The organism is Arthrobacter jiangjiafuii (genome assembly GCF_018622995.1).
Lineage (GTDB): Bacteria > Actinomycetota > Actinomycetes > Actinomycetales > Micrococcaceae > Arthrobacter_B > Arthrobacter_B jiangjiafuii.
The window spans coordinates 353,168-370,296 of the sequence record NZ_CP076022.1 but is presented as its reverse complement, the minus strand read 5'-3'; the positions used below and the strand labels follow the sequence as shown (position 1 = coordinate 370,296).

Below are 17,129 nucleotides of genomic sequence, written 5' to 3'. Positions count from 1 at the left end.
AGTTACCAGCCCATCATGTATCTGACCGCGTCACCGCCACCGACCACGGCGAGACCTCCGGTGACGCAGCTCCACATACCAAGGGTATTGGGCTGGGTGAGGTTGAACGCCCCAGACAGGGTTTGGGGGGCGAAATACGGCATCTGCTTAAGGGTATTGACGCCCGTTTGCTCGAAGAAGCCGCCCACAACCGGAAGTTTGTTAATCGGCATGGCCGTGGTGACGGTGCCAAAGCCGGCGCTGGTAGCAATGTTGACCAGATCGACAGGTTTGCCGGAGACTGCACCGTCCAACGCGGCGCCCCCGCCGGACCCCAGTCCGCCGATGCCGGCAGTCATGGTCGACGCCAGGACACCGGTGGATTTGCTGCCAAAGGCCATGGCCAGCGATCCGCCTGCCGGCACCGCAAGTGCTCCGACAGCACCGGCGAATCCACCACCCACAATAGATCCGGCAAAGTGCCAGCCGTTCTTGATCTGCCAGTCATTTTTCGCCAGATAGGTGATCCCTCCTGCTCCGGAGCCGAGGGTGCCTCCGACGCCGGCTGCGGTCCTGAAGGCTGCCGCGGCCTGCCCGGGCGCTGCTGACACAAGACCCTTGCCCCAAAGCATTGCCCCACCACCGGCAGCACCCGTGATTCCGCCGACGGCCGCATTGCCCAATACCGACCACCAATCGACGGAACCGCTCTGCAAATCCTGGGAGATCATCGAGATGCCGCCCGAGGCCAAGGTCCCTGCGATGGCTCCCGCGGCAATGAGGTTGAGCCCGGGGACAAACATCGCCCCGACCGCGCCGGCCACGGCGACGGCCCCCAGCACCGTCTCCCAGTGGCTCCCGGCAGATTTGTCGTAGCCCTGCAGCTCCTCATCGGTCAGCGGGCTAAGGCCCGTGGGGTCGGTGGCGTTCAACGGGTTGTTGCCCGCATAGGAGTACGGGTTGCCGTCCCAGCCCGCACCCAGGACCGGCGTCAGAGGGTCGGTGGAGAGGAAACCACGGGTCGCCGGATCATACGCACGCGCGCCCAGCCACTCCAGTCCGGCAATGTCCAGCCCGCCGTTGCCCGTCAGGCTGATGTCGGCCAGCGCTCCGGCCGCGCCGGACACCGCGCCCATTCCCGGCGCAGCATGAACGGCGGCCGCGGAGCTGCCCGGCGCAGGAATCACGGTGGCTCCGATGGCGGCCCACGGATCGGTCGCATCCGTGGGGCGGGCGGCCCGCCAGCCCGGTACCGTCCAGGCGTCCCCGATGCCCGTGACGCCGCCGGGCAGGGACAGGACCTGCTCACTGGCAAGGCCGGCCAGAGCGGGGAACGGGCTGGCGGTGTCCCACCACAGCGGAGCGCCGTCGACGGCTGACAGCTCCCCCAGGGCATCTACCCAAAGCCGGTGCCGGGAGGCCTCCACCCCGTCCCAGGTCCGGTCCACGGTTCCCTGCAGGTATCCGGTCTCGCCCCAGGCGTATTCGGTCCAGGTCCCCTCCGGGCGGATCAGGCGGGTGCGCCGTCCGAGCCCGTCATAGACAAACTCGGTCCGGAATCCGTCCGGGTCGGTGACAGCGATCAGCTGCCCGGCGGCGTCATACCCGTACGTCCGGTGCCCCTCCGGTGTGACTTCGCGGACCAGCCGCCCGCCGGCGTCGTAATGCCATTCCGAAACCGAGGCCTGCCCCGGGCCGGTGGTGCCGCTCCTGGTGGAGGCGGCGGCCAGCTGTCCGGCCCCGTCATAGGCGTAGCGGGTCACCGCACCGGCACGGGTCAGGCCCAGGATCCGGCCGTCGTCGTCCCGGCCGATCAGGGTGATGTCGGTGGCGTCCGGGTCTGAGCGGTTGGTGCGGATGTGTTCGGCCAGGTACCCGTCGCGGTAGGACCATTCCTGCACCAGATCCCCGGCGGTGGCGGTGGCCAGGCGGCCGGATGCGTCGTGCGTGAACGCCGCCTCGCCCAGCAGAGGGTTGGCCACGCTTTTCAGCCGGCCGACGGCGTCGCGCGTGTAAGTGGTGGTGGTTCCGTGGGCATCGGTGAAGCCGGTCCGGTTTCCGTCCGCGTCATAGCTCCAGGACAGTCCCTGGGCCCCGCGGGTGCGGGAGGTGAGTTGACCGCGCCGGTTGAAGCCGAGTTCGTGCTCCACCGTCAGCCCGTCGCCGCCGGTGTGATCGGCGATGACGACGCGCCGGGTCAGGGGGTCGCGGCGGGCTGTGGCAAGCAGTTTCCCGTTGTGGGAGGTGCTCTCTTCCCGGCCTGCCGCGTCGTAGGTCCAGGTGGTGGTGTTGCCGTCCGGATCGGTTTGGGACAGCTGCCGTCCCGCCGGGTCATAGGTCGCGGTGGTGACCCGGTCCAGCGGGTCGGTGACGGATTCCACTTTGTCGGTGGCGGTGTAGGTGCGGGTGGTGATGCCGCCGAGCGGATCGGTGATCCGGATCAGCCGGCCGCGGAGGTCGTACTCGAACCGGGTGCGACCGCCGACGCCGTTAAGGGACTCGGTGAGTTCTCCGGCGGTGTTGTATTTGAACCGGCGGGTCCCGTACCAGGAGTCCTGGGAGAAGTTCAGCCGGCCGGCCTTGTCGTATCCGTAACGGGCCGTCCCGTTGCCGGGAGTGAGGCGCAGGACCAGCCGGCCGCAGGGGTCGTATTCGAACGTCTCCACCTCGCCGGTGGGCAGAATCCGTGCGGTAATCCGCTGATCGGCGTCGTAGACCAGTTCCGTGACCGCGCCGAGGGCGTCCATGGTTTTCCACGGCCGGCCACAGAGGTCGTATTCATACCGGGTGACCGCGCCGGAGGGTGAGGTGATGGAGGTGACTTTCCCGGACAGGTGCCGTTCCAGGCGGGTCAGCCCGCCGTCGCCGTCGAGCAGTTCCACCGGGTTCCCGGCGGCGTCATAGGTGACCAGCTCCGAGGAGCCGTCCGCTTCCTCGACCCGGGTGGGGCGGCCATATTCGTCGAAACTGAAGGTCGAGGAGGTGAACGCGTCAGCGACGGTGGCGGTACCGGCCCTGCGGTCCGTGCTGGTGTCGGCACGGACGCCGGTGGGGTCGACGACGGCGGTCAGGTTGCCGATCTTGTCGTACTCGCGGATCCAGTCGTGCCCAGCCGGGTCAGTAATGCCGGTCAGGCGGGAAAGCGTGTCATGGGTAAAGCCCCAGCGGGCCCCGTCGGGCAGCACCGCGGCGGTGATGTTGCCGAGTTCATCGAAAACGCGCTCGATGGCGCGGCCCAGCGGGTCGATGGTGCGGCTCAGTTCGCCGTTGGCCGCGTATTCCAGTTCGGTCCGGCCGCCGTCCGGGGCGATGGAGGCGGTGATCCGGCCCGCGGCGTCGTGTTCGAAGGACCAGAGCGCGCCGTCGGCGTCTTCGCGCCGAATGAGCAGGCCGGCGGTGTTGTAAGTGAAGCGGGTGGTGGCCCCGGACGGGGTGACGGTGGCCGTGGGCCGGCCGGCCTCGTCGCGGAGGATCCGGGCGGTGTCCCCGACTGCGTTGCGGGTGGCGATCAGGTCGCCGAACCCGTCGTAGTCGAACTCGACCGTTACGCCGGCCGGGTCCGTAACGCGGGTCAGGAGCCCGTTATCCCAGACCAGTTCCGTGCGCCCGCCCAGCGGATCCACAATGACCGAGGGGTCGCGGGTGAGCTGGTCGGCGTACTCGTAGCTGACGACGGAGCCGGATTCGGTGACCAGGGTGGTGATGCGGTCCTGTTCGTCCCAGCCGTAGGTCAGGTCTGCGCCTTCCGGGGTGACGGTGCGGGTTTTCCGGCCGCGCTCGTCGTAGGCGTGGACGGTGACGGCGCCGTCGCGCTCAGTGAAGGAGACCAGGTTTCCGTGTTTGTCGTAGGCCATGGACTGGCGCTGGTCATGGGAATCCAGCACGCCGACCAGGCGGCCTTTGGCGTCGGCGATCCAGGAGTTGGAGCGGGTGCCGTCCTCATCGGAGACGGCGGTGACGCGGCCGGGCAGGTAGGCGAAGCGGGTGCGGCGGCCGTGCTGGGTGAGCTGCAGGATCACCCTGCCCTGCTCGTCGTAGGTGTTTTCGGCTTCGAGGACGCCGGCGGCGGAGTAGACGGCGTCGATCAGGCCCTGCTCATTCCACCGGTAGGTCCGGGTTCCGTTCTCGGTGGTGACGGTGATCAGCTGGCCGGCGTCGTCGTACCCGTACTCCACCCGTCGCCCGTCCGCGGACCGGATCACCGCTGCGAGCCCGTCCACATAGTCGATGTCCAGGAACCGGCCGCGCACGTGCGCGAACCGGGTCACGAGGCCCGCGCCGCCGTCGGGCGTGCTTTCCCGGGTCACCGAGACGGTGCGGCCGGGCGCTCCCCCGGAGCCCAGCCAGGTGCCGGCGAGGCTGTAGGCCCACCAGGATCCCTGGTTATCCCGGACGACGAGGACGTCGGAGCCCTCGGGGGCCGATTCCAGCTCCGTGAATACAGCGGCAGTGGCCGGTTCGCGGGTGAGCCAGTAGTTCTCCCCAACCGCCCGGCCCCAGCCTTCACCCTGGCGGGGGAAGTCCACGGCGCGGCCGTCGGCAACGACCCAGCGGCAGCCCTCATCCGAGAGCACCAGATGCTGATCCAGGACGGAGGCCCAGCCGGGGCCGAAAACACCCGGAGTTTCCAGGCCCGAGGCCAGCGAGTTATACATCCGGGAAAGCACCAGGTTCGACGCCGTTCCGGCGAAGCCCAGATCGGTTTCAGGCTCGATGAAGTTTCCGGTCGCGGTGTTCACCGGATCATTCGCGTAGCCCGTGGTGGGCAGCGCACCGGCAGCGGTGGGCGGATCGATCTGCAGGGCGGTCCGGCCCACGCTCACCCCTGCCGCTGCCAGTGAAGCGGCCAGCGCGGCATCAGATACGGTCGACACGGCCCCCTCGCCCCCGGCGGCAGCAAACGCATCGGCGATGGTGGTGGCCCATTTCGCGTCGTTCTCATTGGCCGCCAGGTAGGCCCGGTAGGCGCCGACGACGCCGGATGCCTCGATCTGGCCCCAGTTGCATCGGGAGGCGAACGAGGACAGGTGCCCCTGCAGGACGCCCGGGGCGGCGGCTAGACCGTCGTCCAGGGAGCGCGAGCCGTCAGCGAAGGTCCGCAGGTTTTCCGGCCGCGCCGAGGAGGTCCCGCCCCCGTATCCGCCGCCGGGGGCCGGGTTTTGCCTGGATCCTGTGCCGGGAGCAGTCTGGGGGAACGACGGAGCGGCGCCCCTCTCGGCGTTGGGGCGTGGTTCCTCGCCGCCGAGCCAGTCGCCGATCTGTTCGAGCCAGTTGCGGTTGTTGTGCCGCCAGACCCATTCGTTGTTTTCCCTGCGCCGGGCGTCTTCCTCATGTGCGAGGGTGACCATCTGTCCCACGTAGCCGGCAACGGTCCGCAGCGCCGTCGTCAGCTCTGCTGAGTCCTTTGCTGCGGTGGCGGCGTTCGTGGTGAAGACCTCGGAGAAGCGTCCCTTGAAGTCCTCGCTGCCCTTGGAAACATATAAGGACCGCGAAGAAGATTGCACCTCGAGCCGTGCCGCAGCATTCTCGAACGCGGCCTTCATTTCCGTGGCCACGGCGTAATCAAACCGCCCGCTGGCATCCTCCGGCAACAACGGCACTTCAACGAAACTGGTCATAATCAGCCCCCACTGAATACAAAAAGGGAATGGAAAACCTGCCTACACCCAAAGGTACCCGCACGGGCAGGAACAACCCCGGTGGGAACAACGGCGGGCAGCCGCCCACTCGCCCGGAGTGGTGCGGCTACCCGTCCTTTGGAAAGAGCAACTGCATAAAAAAATAAAGGCTTGGGATCAGGCGCCTCCGCCTGCGGAGAAAATGTCCTGCGAGATCTTCTGCAGCTGTGTGCGCAGCTGTTCGAGTTCTTCGCGGGCCTTGTCCAGGGCAGCCTTGGTTTCGGGCCACGTCGAACCCCGGAACTGCGCCGCCAGTGGGCCGTCCCAGACATTCGGGTCCGACAAGATTTTCCCCTGCGCATCCAGCGCGGCGATCTGGTCGGTGAAACCACCGTTAATGATCGACTGCACCTGCCCAATTGCAGACTTGGCCTGTTCGGTGGACAACACGCGTGACATAAATTCCCCCTTGACTGACAACTGATTCCCTGCCGGGCGCGGGCGCCGGCGACGCTGGAGAGGCTACCAAAAAGCGCCTATGTAAATCCACCAAGAGAAAACACCCTCAGCTCACGCGACCGCCGACTTCCCGGGCGAAACGTTATCAAATTGCGATTGACCGGGTTTATGAGTACTACCCCTTATGATGCTCAAGGCACAGCGAACGGAATGAGGGGGTTCATCCACGATGCCCAGACGAACTAAGACCAATACGAACAACCCGGGACGCCGGTCTGCGTCCGGTCGACGGCTGGGCGCCGTCCTTATTACCGCAGGGTTGATCGCGACGACATCCTGCACCCAGAATTCCGAGCCGGAGCCCGTGTCCAACCCGGTCAAACTTCTCCAGAGCGTGCATGTGGGTCTTTCCCCGGCCGCCGGAGTCCAGACGGTTCAGGGCACCACTATCTCCGTAGCTGCGGATGGCGCTTCCTCCGCAGAAGACACAACATACGACGCCGCCGAGGTGGTGGGGGAGCTGCCGGTGCGGGTGAGCCTGCAGTACCGCGCCGGCGAGAAGTCCGGCTCCGACCTCACCGATCTGCAGGGCCACACCGGGCCTGTCGAGATCAACCTGACGTTGGAGAACCTCACCGTCAAGCCGCAGGTGATTCAGTACGACGCCGCAGGCCAGTCCCGCTCCGAAACCGCCCTCGTCGGTGCTCCGCTGACGATCGCGGCGTCGACCACGCTTCCCGGTGTCCGGGCCGACGACATCACTCCGGGCTCCGCCGACGGCGCCAGCGGCACCAACGGCGTCCTGAGCAGCACCGCAGACGGCGCCACCGTGGTGCAGTGGGCCACGGTTCTGGCCCCGCCGCGTTCCGGTGCCAGCACCACGCTGCGCCTCGTTGCTGATGTCAAGGACTTCCAGGCCCCCTCGTTCGATATGGCTGTCCAGCCGGGCCTCAATACCGATATGAGCGCGGACGGCGTCGTCGCCGGCGCTTTCTCCTCCGGCTCGGGTTCCGAGATGGAACTGCAGCAGCGCACCATCTCCCTGGTGTCGGACGTCAACACCGTGCTGATCAAGGCCGGATCCACCATCACCGAGATCCGCCAGAACCTGCAGGAGGCGTCGCAGACCCTGGGCGTCCGGACAGCGGAGGAGCTCCGCGACAATTCCGAGGCCCTGGCCGCGACCATGTCCTCTCTGAAGGAGCAGCTGACTGCACTCGGCGCCGATTTGGAAGGCGCAACGAACGCCACGCAGTCCACCACGATGTCGCAGCTGCAGCAGACTGTTTCCGCTGTGGATTCGATGCTGGGTGATACGTCGGCTGTGCCGCGGACGGCACAGATCACCGGCGATGGTTGCGAAGCCACAGTGGCCAAGCCCGAGCAGGGCGCCACTGTGTACTCCAACGTCCTGACCATGGCTTCGCAGCTGGATGCTTATGCAACGGTTAGTGAGGATTGCCGCGACTTCGTGGCCGGACAGATCACCGTCGCTATCGGTCCGGAGGCCCCCACTGAGGAGGTTTGCGAAGCCGAGGCAGCAGAGGCAGCACAGGGTTTGGCGGACATCTCGATGACCTGTTCCCTCAAGGGCTCCGAGCTCATCATCGCCGGCGCTTTGGCGGGTTTGGTAGACGAAGGTGAGGAGCTCGTGAAGAACCTGCAGCCAGAGTTGGTAGGTGGCGCTATAGACCTCCAGAACGCCTCTTCCGCGAAACTGTTGACGGCGCAGACCGCCGTGGAGGAGATCCTGGAAGGCGTCGAGACTACAGACGGCTACGATGCGGCCCTCTTGACGGTGACAGACGCGATTACGGCAGGCAGAAAGACCGTCGACGCGACCGGTGATGCCTCAGCGGCGGCCCGCGAAAGCATCGACGGACTGCGGCAGCAGCTGATCGGTATCAAGGAAACTGCGCAGGGTGCCAGCAGCGAGGTGGATAAGGGTTCTCTGCTGAGTGGCTCCCTGAAAGATCAGAACCAGAAGCTCGCCGACGAGCTTTGCGCGATGATCGACAATGGCTCCCCCCAACCTGGCAAGCTCTCCGGCAGGCAGGTGGAGGAGCTTCGCTCATATTTGACAGGCGTTCCGTGCGCGGATGAACTCCCGGATGAAGAGGGCGGCCCGGCCGAGATGCTTGACAGACCATTCGGGTTCCCGGTTCCGCTAGACCGCCGGTTGGATGCCCAATTGACCGCCTGGGACTCGGTCATCACCGCCACCGATACCACAGCCACGGACGCAGCGATCGGCCAGGCCTTTACGACGCTGGACGGGAAAATCAAAGACAGCGATCTCAAACTGCAGGCGATCGAGGCGGCAGTTCTGGCGCTCAACGAGGCAGCGACGTCCGAAGTCTCCGGTACTCAGCGCGAGCTGGTTGAACTGAAGGCCGCACTCAAGGCTGCTATCGACTCCTCCAGCCAGGTCAGCGTGAGCCTTGACGGACTGAAAACGCAGCAGGAGATGCTCGCTGAGCGGATCTCAACCTCGCTCGCCGACATCGAGAAGGAGACAGCAGACAAGGTCCAGGAGGCCATTGACGTGCAGGTGCGCAAGGTTTCCGATATCGGCAACAACAGCTCCGAGTCCGTCGTCACCGCGTTCAACACGTCCATCGCCGGCCTGAAAACCACCTCCGACGAGGTGGTGGTAGACGCCAAGGGCACCGTAGACAAGCAGCGCGGCGAGCTGAACGAGCGAAGCGGCGCCCTGGCAGCAGCCCTGGCCGAGAGCACGGAGTCCTCGCTTGCAGCCATCGCGGCCAACACGTCCGGCTCGACCCAGGATGTCGACGGTGCCAACGCCCTCCTGGCCGCAAGCCTGAACAAGGTGATGCTGGACCTGGGCGACCGGTCCGTGAACGGCTCCGGCCTGCTCGGTTCCATGGCCACCAGCGCCGCCAAGGCCGACACCGCCGACTACCAGCTGGCACTGGCCGCCCAGAACACTGAAGGCTACGGCAACATCCGGTCCCGGGACGTGGCAGGGCTCCTGCTGCGCCAGGCACAGTTCAAGGCATCCCTTGCCGCGATCAACGAGCTGCCCGCCTTCCACCTCGAGGTGCCTGCCGGCGCAACGTCGCAGACCCTGTACACCCTGAAGATCGGCGGCGGCGAATGAACACCCGCACCAGGCTCGTAACCCTGATTGTCTTGGGGGTGGCCGTGGTAGTCGCCGTGGCCATCGTCCTGACCATGACGCTGAACCGTCCCAAGGAAGCCATCAAACCGGATCCGGTCGCCGCTACGGTTCCCGTGGCACTGAGCGCCGAGGGCCTGCCGAAGGACTTCAAAATCGGCGTGATCTTCACCTTCGGCCAGTCCGGCGAGCCCGGCTCCGAGTACAACCGGGCAGTCCAGGGCACGGTGGTCGCAGCCGAGCGCTTCACGCAGGGCGGCGCCGCCGTCGACCTCCGGACCCAGAACGACCGCGGCACGGAAGACGGCGCACGTGCCGCCGTCGCCGCACTCGCCGATCAGGGAGTTTCCGGCATCGTCGTGGCGAGTACCGGCCCGCAGGCCAGCGCCGCAGCGAAGGCCGCCGGTGAGCGTGGCCTCGCGGTGATCCTGCCCTACGCCGACCCGGCAGAACCCGGACCGACCATCTGGACCACCACGCCGTCGGCCGCTTCCGTTGACGCTGCCCTGGCAACCTCGCTGGCAGGGAAGAGCAAAGTGATGCTGGTGAGCGACGGCGGTGCAATCCCCGCCTCCATCCAGGCCACGCAGACCCTGAATCTCCAGGACTTCGAGGACGTGACGGGCCTGGCGCAGGAGGCTGCCATCAGGACCGGCGACCAGCTGCTGCCGTTGGCAGAGAATGCCCCCGCAGGCTCGGAATCCGTGCGGGTCTCCGATCCGGCCGACGCCGTGGTTGTCTCGGCTGCCACACCGCAGCGGCTGGCCCGGCTGGTCCAGGCCCTGCAGTCCCGCGATGTGTCGGTTCCGCTGATTCTTAGCGACGGCGCCACCGCCCCGGCGTTCGCCTCCGCACTGGCTGAGCTCGATGGAAGCGCGTCCGGACAGCTGGTCAGCGTGGCAGCTGCCGGCGGGGACGGCGCAGCCCTCCAGCAGGACGCCCAGGGCCGCGGCATGTCGGCGTTCCTCTCCGCCCTGCGCCTGGCCTCCGGCGACGCGCAGATCAAGAACCTGACCGGTGATGCCCCGTTGTCCACCGACGCGTGGGCCGCGGATGCAGCCAGCCACGACGCCGTCGTCGCGCTCGTCCGGGCGGCAGCCCTGGCCGGCAACGGTGATCCGGCGAAGGTCGCAACGGCTCTGCGCAGCGTCTCCCTTGGCGCCGGCGAAGGCCTTGCCGGTTCCACGCTGGACTTCTCCACCCCCGAGGCCCTGACGTCCAAGGCCATGCCCGTCTACGCATCGGACCAGGACCTTGGCCTGCGCCCGGCGGACGAAAAAGCACCACGGCTGGTTTGGGTAGCTGCGCCGGCAACCCCCTAACCGGCCAGCATCCCCCCCAATTAGGGGAACGTCTAACCATCCTCACCGGCCCGCCCCCTAAGGGGCGGGCCGCCATCTTCACCACGGAAGGTACGCCACGGTGCGTTTGCTGATCGATCTGGACGAGCGTCGTTTTGAGTGCGACGTTTCGCACGCGGCTCCGGCCACCACGTTGACCGATCTGGTGGAAACCGCCGGCGGCCCGCGCCTGGCACCGGATGAGACCGTGTTCGTGGACCAAGCCGAAGTGCGTGGTTCCACCCCCGTCTCGGAGCTGGTGCTCTTGGAAGGCACCCGGATCTCCCGCTCTCCCTGGCAGACCCCGCTCCGCGTGCGCGGCTGGAGCGTGACGCTGGCCGGTGGCGAACGTGCCGGCAGCGTCATCGAGGTGCCGCAGGGGCGCGAGATGCTCATCGGCCGGTCCCCGCACGCCGACCTCACCCTTCCCGCCGAAAGTGCGTCCTGGGACCACTGCCGCCTGCGCCGCGAGGAAGACGGGCTGCGGGTGCTCGACGGCGGCTCGACCAACGGCACGCTGGTGAACGGCGAGAAGGTCGGAGAAGAAGGTGTCCTGATCAGCGACACCGCCACGATCACGGCCGGCGGCACGGTGCTGCTGGTGCGTCCTTCCTTGGACGAGATACCGGCCCCGGCGCCCGGAACCCTGCACAACCTCACCCCGGCCGCCACAGCACCCTTCAACCGGCCGCCGCGGCCCGGCACCGCCCCTCCCGGCGACTCCCTGATCCCGCCGAGCCCCAAGGACGTGCCGCCGGCCAGCAAGTTCAGCTACATCACCGTGCTGGCGCCGCTGGTTATGGCCGGGGCCATGGTGGCGGTCCTGGGCGATATGCGCTTCGCCATGTTCGCCCTGCTCAGCCCGGTCATGGCCGTGGGCATGTGGTTTGAACAGAAACGGCGCTACACCCGCGGCCTGAAGGACGAAGAAGCACGCTTCAGCGCCGCCATCGAAGAATTCGAGCAGCAGATCCGGGCGGCAGCCGAGGCCGAAACCGCCCGCCGCCACCGGATGATCCCGGATCCCGCGACGGTGGTCCGCCGCCCGGCCCTGCCCGCCACCTCGCTGTGGCAGCGCCGCGCCGATGCGGACGACTTCCTGGCCCTGCACGCCGGCACCGGCGACGTCCCGTGGAAGCCCGAAGTGGACCGGGCCGGAAGCAGCCGGCTGGACGAGAAGGTCAAGGAATCCCTGGCCTCCGCACGGCTGCTGGCCGCACCGGTGCTGGTGGACCTGACCGACGCCGGGGTGGTGGGCATGGTCGGCCCCCGCGAAGGAGCCCTCGCCCTGGCCCGGTCCCTGCTGGCCCAGGCCGCAGTCCATGTGGGTCCGGCGGACCTGACCATCGGTGTCTTCTGCGACGCCGGGCGGGCCGAGGAATGGGAATGGGCCTCCTGGCTGCCGCACACGCGCCAGGCCGGCAGCAGCACCGGCCAGCGCTGGATGTCCGCGCACCGGGAAACGAGCCTGGCCATGCTGCGCACACTCAAGGACACGGTCCAGGAACTGCCCACACCGGCCATGCTGGTGGTCCTGGACTCCGAAGTGCTCACCGAAGGCCGGGACGCCCCGGCACGTGCACTGCTCGGCATGGGCCGCTCCATTCCCGGCGTCCACATCAACCCGCAGCAGCGCCCGTCCCGGGTCGCCGCCATCGTCATCGCCACCTCGGAAGAGCAACTGCCGGCGTCGTGCACCACCATCATCCGGGTGGGGACCGACGCCGCCGCCACCGTGGAGCAGCCCGAAGACCTGACCCGGGTGGAGGACGTCATCCTGGCCGGCCTGGACCAGGAGGAAGCCCTGCGCTGCGCGATGCGCCTGGCGCACTTCGACGATCCGGAACTGAGCGTGCCCGGCGCGTCCCTGCCCTCCCTGGTCCGGCTGCCCTCCCTGCTGGGCTACGAACGCCCGGACCCTGCCACCGTCCGCCGCCTCTGGCAGGCGAACACGGGAGTCTCCACACCGATCGGCACCGGCGAGAATGGCGACCTGACCCTCGACCTCGTCAAGGACGGCCCGCACGGCCTGGTCGGCGGCACCACAGGCTCGGGCAAATCGGAGTTCCTCCGCTCGCTGGTGGCCGGCCTAGCGGCGCGCAACGACCCCACCCGGCTGAACTTCATCCTCGTCGACTTCAAGGGCGGCGCAGCCTTCAAGGCCTGCGAGCGCCTTCCACACACCATCGGCACCATCTCCAACCTGGACGAGCAGCTGGCCGACCGCGCCATTGTGGCCCTGGAGGCGGAGATGGAGCGCCGCCAGCGGGTCTTTGCCCAGGCCGGCGAGGGAATCGACAACCTCAACGCCTATCTGGCCACCAACCCCGCCGAGCCCATGCCCCGGCTGCTCCTCGTGATCGACGAGTTCGCCATGCTCGCCAAGGACTTCCCCGACGTCCTCAAGGCCCTGGTCAGCGTGGGAGCGGTGGGCCGAACCCTCGGCGTCCACATGATCCTCGCAACCCAGCGTCCGGCCGGCGTGGTCAGTGAAGACATCCTCGCGAACACCAACCTGCGGGTGGCGCTGCGTGTGCAGAGCCGCGAGGATTCCAGCAACGTCATCGGCGTCCCTGCTGCCTCGGCCATCGGCAGGGCCCAGATGGGCCGGGCCTACGTAAAGCTCGGCCAGGACGACATCACGCCCGTGCAGACAGCCCTGGTCACCGGCCGCGCGCAGCTCGGCAGCGGCCCCGCCGTCGACGTCCGCGAGATCCGCCAGTTCGGCGTCCCCGTCCCCGCGCCGGCCATGCCGCGCTCGGCCGCCACGGACGAGAACGACCTGGACCTGCTGATCGAGGCCATTGTCGAAGCCAACACCGAAGCCGGGCACGCCCCGCCGCGGCAGGTCTGGCCCGAGGCCTTGGGCGAGCGGGTGGAGTTGGACGGTTTCCTGGCCGTGCCCGACGACGCCGGCCTCGCCGCCGTCGTCGGCTCCGCTGCTGCCGAGGCCCTGGATGCACCGACCCTGGCTGCACAGACGCTGGAGGAAGCCCGGTCCCTGCCCACGGTGGGCGGCGTCCGCGGCGACTCCGTCCTGGTGACCCTGATGGACGAACCCGAGCTGCAGCGCCAATCCGCTGCGGGCTGGGACATGTCAGTGGGAAACCTGATGCTGATGGGCGTGGCCGGCTCCGGCACCACCACCGCGCTGACCTCGATTGCGTTGGCGCTGGCCAAGGACACCGACCCGGCAGACCTGGACCTGATGGTCCTGGACATGGGCTCCCGCGGGCTTGAAGCCCTCGAAGGCCTGCCCCACACCGTTGCCTACGTGGGAACGGGGGCCGGCGCCAAGGAACAGCAGGCCCGCTTCCTGCGCCACCTGCACACCGTGCTGGAGAGCCGACGCGCGGACCCCGGAAACCACCGCCGCACCGTGGTGCTGCTGGACGGCCTGGCCTCGCTGCGCGATGAGTTCCAGGACTTCGAAGGACAGCAGCTGCTGGATCTGCTCTACCGCGCGTATGCGGACGGTCCGGCCCTCGGGCTCTCCTTCGCCGTCTCCACCACCCGCGCCAAGGCCATACCCACCGCCATGAATGAGGTGACGCTGCAGCGCTGGCTCTTCCGGCTCGCCGACACGTACGACTACTCCTCCCTCGGCGTCCGGGGCAAGCAGATTCCGGCCGAACTGCCCGGTCGCTGCGTGGATCCGCGCACCAAGCTCCAGATGCATGTGGCCACTCCCGCCGTCGGCGTGGAAGCCGCCGTCGAGCAGGTGCGCCAGAGCTGGGCGCACGCCCCGGCGAAGACCTCCGCGATCAGGCGCCTGCCCACCGACGTCACGCTGGCTGAACTGGGCGTGGAGCCCCGGCTGGCGGCCGAGCCCTGGCTCGTCCCCGTCGGCATGCGGGAAGCGGACTTCGCTCCGGCGTTCCTGGAAATCTACGAGGGCGAACACGTGCTGGTCGCCGGTCCGGCGCGTTCGGGGAAGTCCACGCTGCTGCTGGCCCTGGCCACGGCCCTGCGCGGTGCGGCCAGTGCCCAGGGTCCGGCGCAGGTGTGGGGCATCTGCGACCGCCGCTCGCCGCTTGCCTCAGCCGATCTGGACCGCGTGGCGGTGGGCGCCGACGAGGTGCCGGCCATGCTGGCCTCGCTGCGGCTCGAGCGAGGCCCCGTGTTCCTGCTGGTCGATGACGCCGAGCGGATGGACGACGCCGATCAGTCCCTGGCGGGAGTGGTGTCCTCCGGGCAGCCCGGCTTGTGCGTCATTGCGGCCGGACGGGCGGCGGATCTCCGCAGCCTCTACAGCCACTGGACCAAGACCCTGCGCAAATCCAGGCTGGGTGTGCTGCTGCAGCCGGATGTGGATTACGACGGCGACCTCCTCGGCGCGACGCTGCCGCGGAAGGCACCGGTGGCGATCACCACCGGACGCGGTTACATCGGTGTGGGCGGCCAGATGTCGCTGATCCAGTCGATCAGCGCCGTCGAGTCCTGATCCCCGGCGTCGGGCACCTACGATGGCAAGGGAGGCCGGCTCGGCGGCCTGGGGGAATCAGATCAATGGCGTTGGGGAGTAAAGGTATGCAGCTCGCACAGACGGGAGAGGCGCTGGGGGCGTCCTACCGCTTCGGGGAACGGGTAGGCTCCGGCGCGGTCGGCGAGGTGTGGACGGTGACATCCGCCGACGGCCAGACGCTGGCGGCCAAGGTCCTGCGTCCCGAGCATGCCGACGACCCCTCGCTCATCGAGCGGTTCGTCCGAGAACGCTCCGTCCTCCTTGCACTGAAGGACTCCTCCATCGTCACGGTGCGGGACATGGTGGTCGAAGGTGCGCGGCTGGCCATTGTCATGGACTACATTGCGGGCGGCTCGCTGCGCGATGTGGTCAAGGGAAGCGGTCCGCTGCGTCCCGCTGACGCGTTCGACGTCGCCGCCGAAGTTTTCGATGCCCTGGCCTTTGCCCACTCCCGGGGCGTGACGCACCGCGACATCAAGCCCGACAACGTGCTGCTCAACCGGCCCTGGTCCGAACGGGCCACGGGCGACGTGCGGGTCTCCGACTTCGGCATCTCCGACGTCGTCGGCGAGAAGCTCCGCCAGACCACCGGCTTGGTGGGCACACCGCATTACATGCCGCCCGAGCTCATCAGCTCCGGCCGCTCCGGCCCTCCCGGGGACGTGTACTCCACCGGTGTCCTGCTCTACGAACTCCTGGCCGGCCGCACCCCGTTTGCCGGCGCCGGACCTGATTTCAGTGTTGCCTACCGACATGTTTCCTCGCGTCCGCCGCGGATCCCGGTGGACGACAAGGTCTGGGAGTTCCTGGACCTCCTGCTGTCCAAGGACCCTGCCCGCCGCCCCACCGCCGCCGACGCCGCGGCCACGCTGCGGCGCCTCGCCCCGCGCGTAGCCGACCACGCCCCCTTGGCGCGGGTGGAAGCGCCCGAGGACTTCGACGACGTCGAGCGCCCCGCCACGATGGTCCGGGGTTCCTTCACCGACGAAGACCTTAGCGCCCTGGCCTCCGCCCCTGCGGTTCAGGAGGATGTTCCGCTTCCCGATCTTGGGGAGGCCGGCAGCGCGACCATGGTCCGTTCGCTCCCGCGCCGTGACGTGCGGCCCCGTACCGTGGCGCGCGTCGACGAGGAGGAGGCCCCTCCGTTCTGGCGCACGCGCAAGGCGCTGCTGCTGGCCGGCGGTGCGGTGCTCCTGATCGTGGCCATGATCGTCGGGTTTATGGTCCTCTCCCCGGCGGATAAATCCGCTGAGGCGGCCGGTGCCGGCGAACAGCTGTCCGCACAGCTCCAGGACCCTGCCCTTCCGACCGGCCTGACCATCTCCCGCAATGCGTCCTACTCGCCGTCCTCCGGGGAAACCCGGCTGACGATCGCCTACTCGGCGCAGAAGGCGCCGCTGTCCGGCGAATTCCTCGAGGTGATCCCCGGCCTGAGCGAAGGCGATTCCTGCCCGGCAGCCACCTGGGAGGGCGCCACGGTGAGCCGGAACCAGGGCTCGATCACCGGCGTCGACGTCGAATGCGGCTGGAAGCTCTCGGAACTGAAGATCCCGGCGGGTGGACGCGTGGAGGTGACGGCCACGGTGCCGGTGGCCCCTGCGGACCAAAAGGCCCTGGACACGTGGCTCAGCGGCGGGTCCGAGGCAACGACTGCCGCCATGCAGGAACCGGCCGTCATGGGCACTGCCTATCCGGTCCAGCGCCTGCTCGGCGTGGAGGTCCGCACGCCGTCCCGCGTTGTGACGCCCAGCCCGCTGAAGATCACCCTGGTGCCGGTGTGGGCCGGCGGTCCGGACGAGCTGAACCCGCTCTATATCAGTCCCGCATCGGGCAAGCCCTCGCAGATGCTCGCCGCGGTGACCGGCGGCGAGCAGGGGCTGCGGTTCTCCGACGGCTGCGGCGGTGCCCTGGCAGTGGACAGTTCCGGACTCACCGTGACTGCCCTGCAGATCACTCCCCAGTGCACCGTGCGGGCCAGCGTCGGGAACTTCACCGAGCTGCAGTCCCCCAGCTTTGGCATTACCTCCCGGGAAAACGCCGGGGACTGATTCGGGCCGGGCGATCGGGAGGGCCGGGGTCTGGGCAACACTGCTCCCCGGGCTTTATTCTGGGCGGCAGGACCGGCA

The 17,129-nt window shown here is 68.2% G+C and carries 6 protein-coding genes; 4 read left to right on the top strand and 2 right to left on the bottom strand.

Annotation, left to right across the window (positions count from 1 at the left end; all coding sequences use genetic code 11):
- Positions 1-2 precede the first annotated feature (2 nt).
- On the bottom strand, positions 3-5,597 hold the full coding sequence (locus KKR91_RS01880; RefSeq protein ID WP_210231378.1) for a DUF6531 domain-containing protein: 5,595 nt from the start codon (positions 5,595-5,597) through the stop codon (positions 3-5).
- A 177-nt stretch (positions 5,598-5,774) separates the two neighbouring features.
- Complete coding sequence (locus tag KKR91_RS01875) at positions 5,775-6,056, bottom strand: pyrophosphorylase (protein WP_210231379.1); 282 nt, start codon at positions 6,054-6,056, stop codon at positions 5,775-5,777.
- 229 nt (positions 6,057-6,285) lie between these two features.
- On the opposite strand from KKR91_RS01875, the gene KKR91_RS01870 reads away from it, so the two are divergent.
- The 4 genes from KKR91_RS01870 (at position 6,286) to KKR91_RS01855 (ending at position 17,051) form a co-directional block, all read left to right on the top strand.
- Positions 6,286-9,180, top strand: coding sequence for a hypothetical protein (locus KKR91_RS01870; protein ID WP_210231380.1), 2,895 nt, complete (start codon positions 6,286-6,288; stop codon positions 9,178-9,180).
- Complete coding sequence (locus KKR91_RS01865) at positions 9,177-10,520, top strand: hypothetical protein (protein ID WP_210231381.1); 1,344 nt, start codon at positions 9,177-9,179, stop codon at positions 10,518-10,520. Before KKR91_RS01870 ends, KKR91_RS01865 begins: the two co-directional genes overlap by 4 nt.
- A gap of 100 nt (positions 10,521-10,620) precedes the next feature.
- Positions 10,621-14,982 (top strand): FtsK/SpoIIIE domain-containing protein, encoded by a 4,362-nt coding sequence (locus tag KKR91_RS01860; RefSeq protein ID WP_210231382.1) that lies wholly within the window; start codon positions 10,621-10,623, stop codon positions 14,980-14,982.
- An 86-nt stretch (positions 14,983-15,068) separates the two neighbouring features.
- Complete coding sequence (locus KKR91_RS01855) at positions 15,069-17,051, top strand: serine/threonine-protein kinase (protein ID WP_210231383.1); 1,983 nt, start codon at positions 15,069-15,071, stop codon at positions 17,049-17,051.
- The last annotated feature ends 78 nt before the right edge of the window (positions 17,052-17,129 follow it).

Excerpts from the sequence above, each read along its gene's own strand:
- KKR91_RS01880 (WP_210231378.1), bottom strand. The coding sequence starts at position 5,597 with ATGACCAGTTTCGTTGAAGTGCCGTTGTTGCCGGAGGATGCCAGCGGG.
- KKR91_RS01875 (WP_210231379.1), bottom strand. The coding sequence starts at position 6,056 with ATGTCACGCGTGTTGTCCACCGAACAGGCCAAGTCTGCAATTGGGCAG.
- KKR91_RS01870 (WP_210231380.1), top strand. The coding sequence starts at position 6,286 with ATGCCCAGACGAACTAAGACCAATACGAACAACCCGGGACGCCGGTCT.
- KKR91_RS01865 (WP_210231381.1), top strand. The coding sequence starts at position 9,177 with ATGAACACCCGCACCAGGCTCGTAACCCTGATTGTCTTGGGGGTGGCC.
- KKR91_RS01855 (WP_210231383.1), top strand. The coding sequence starts at position 15,069 with ATGCAGCTCGCACAGACGGGAGAGGCGCTGGGGGCGTCCTACCGCTTC.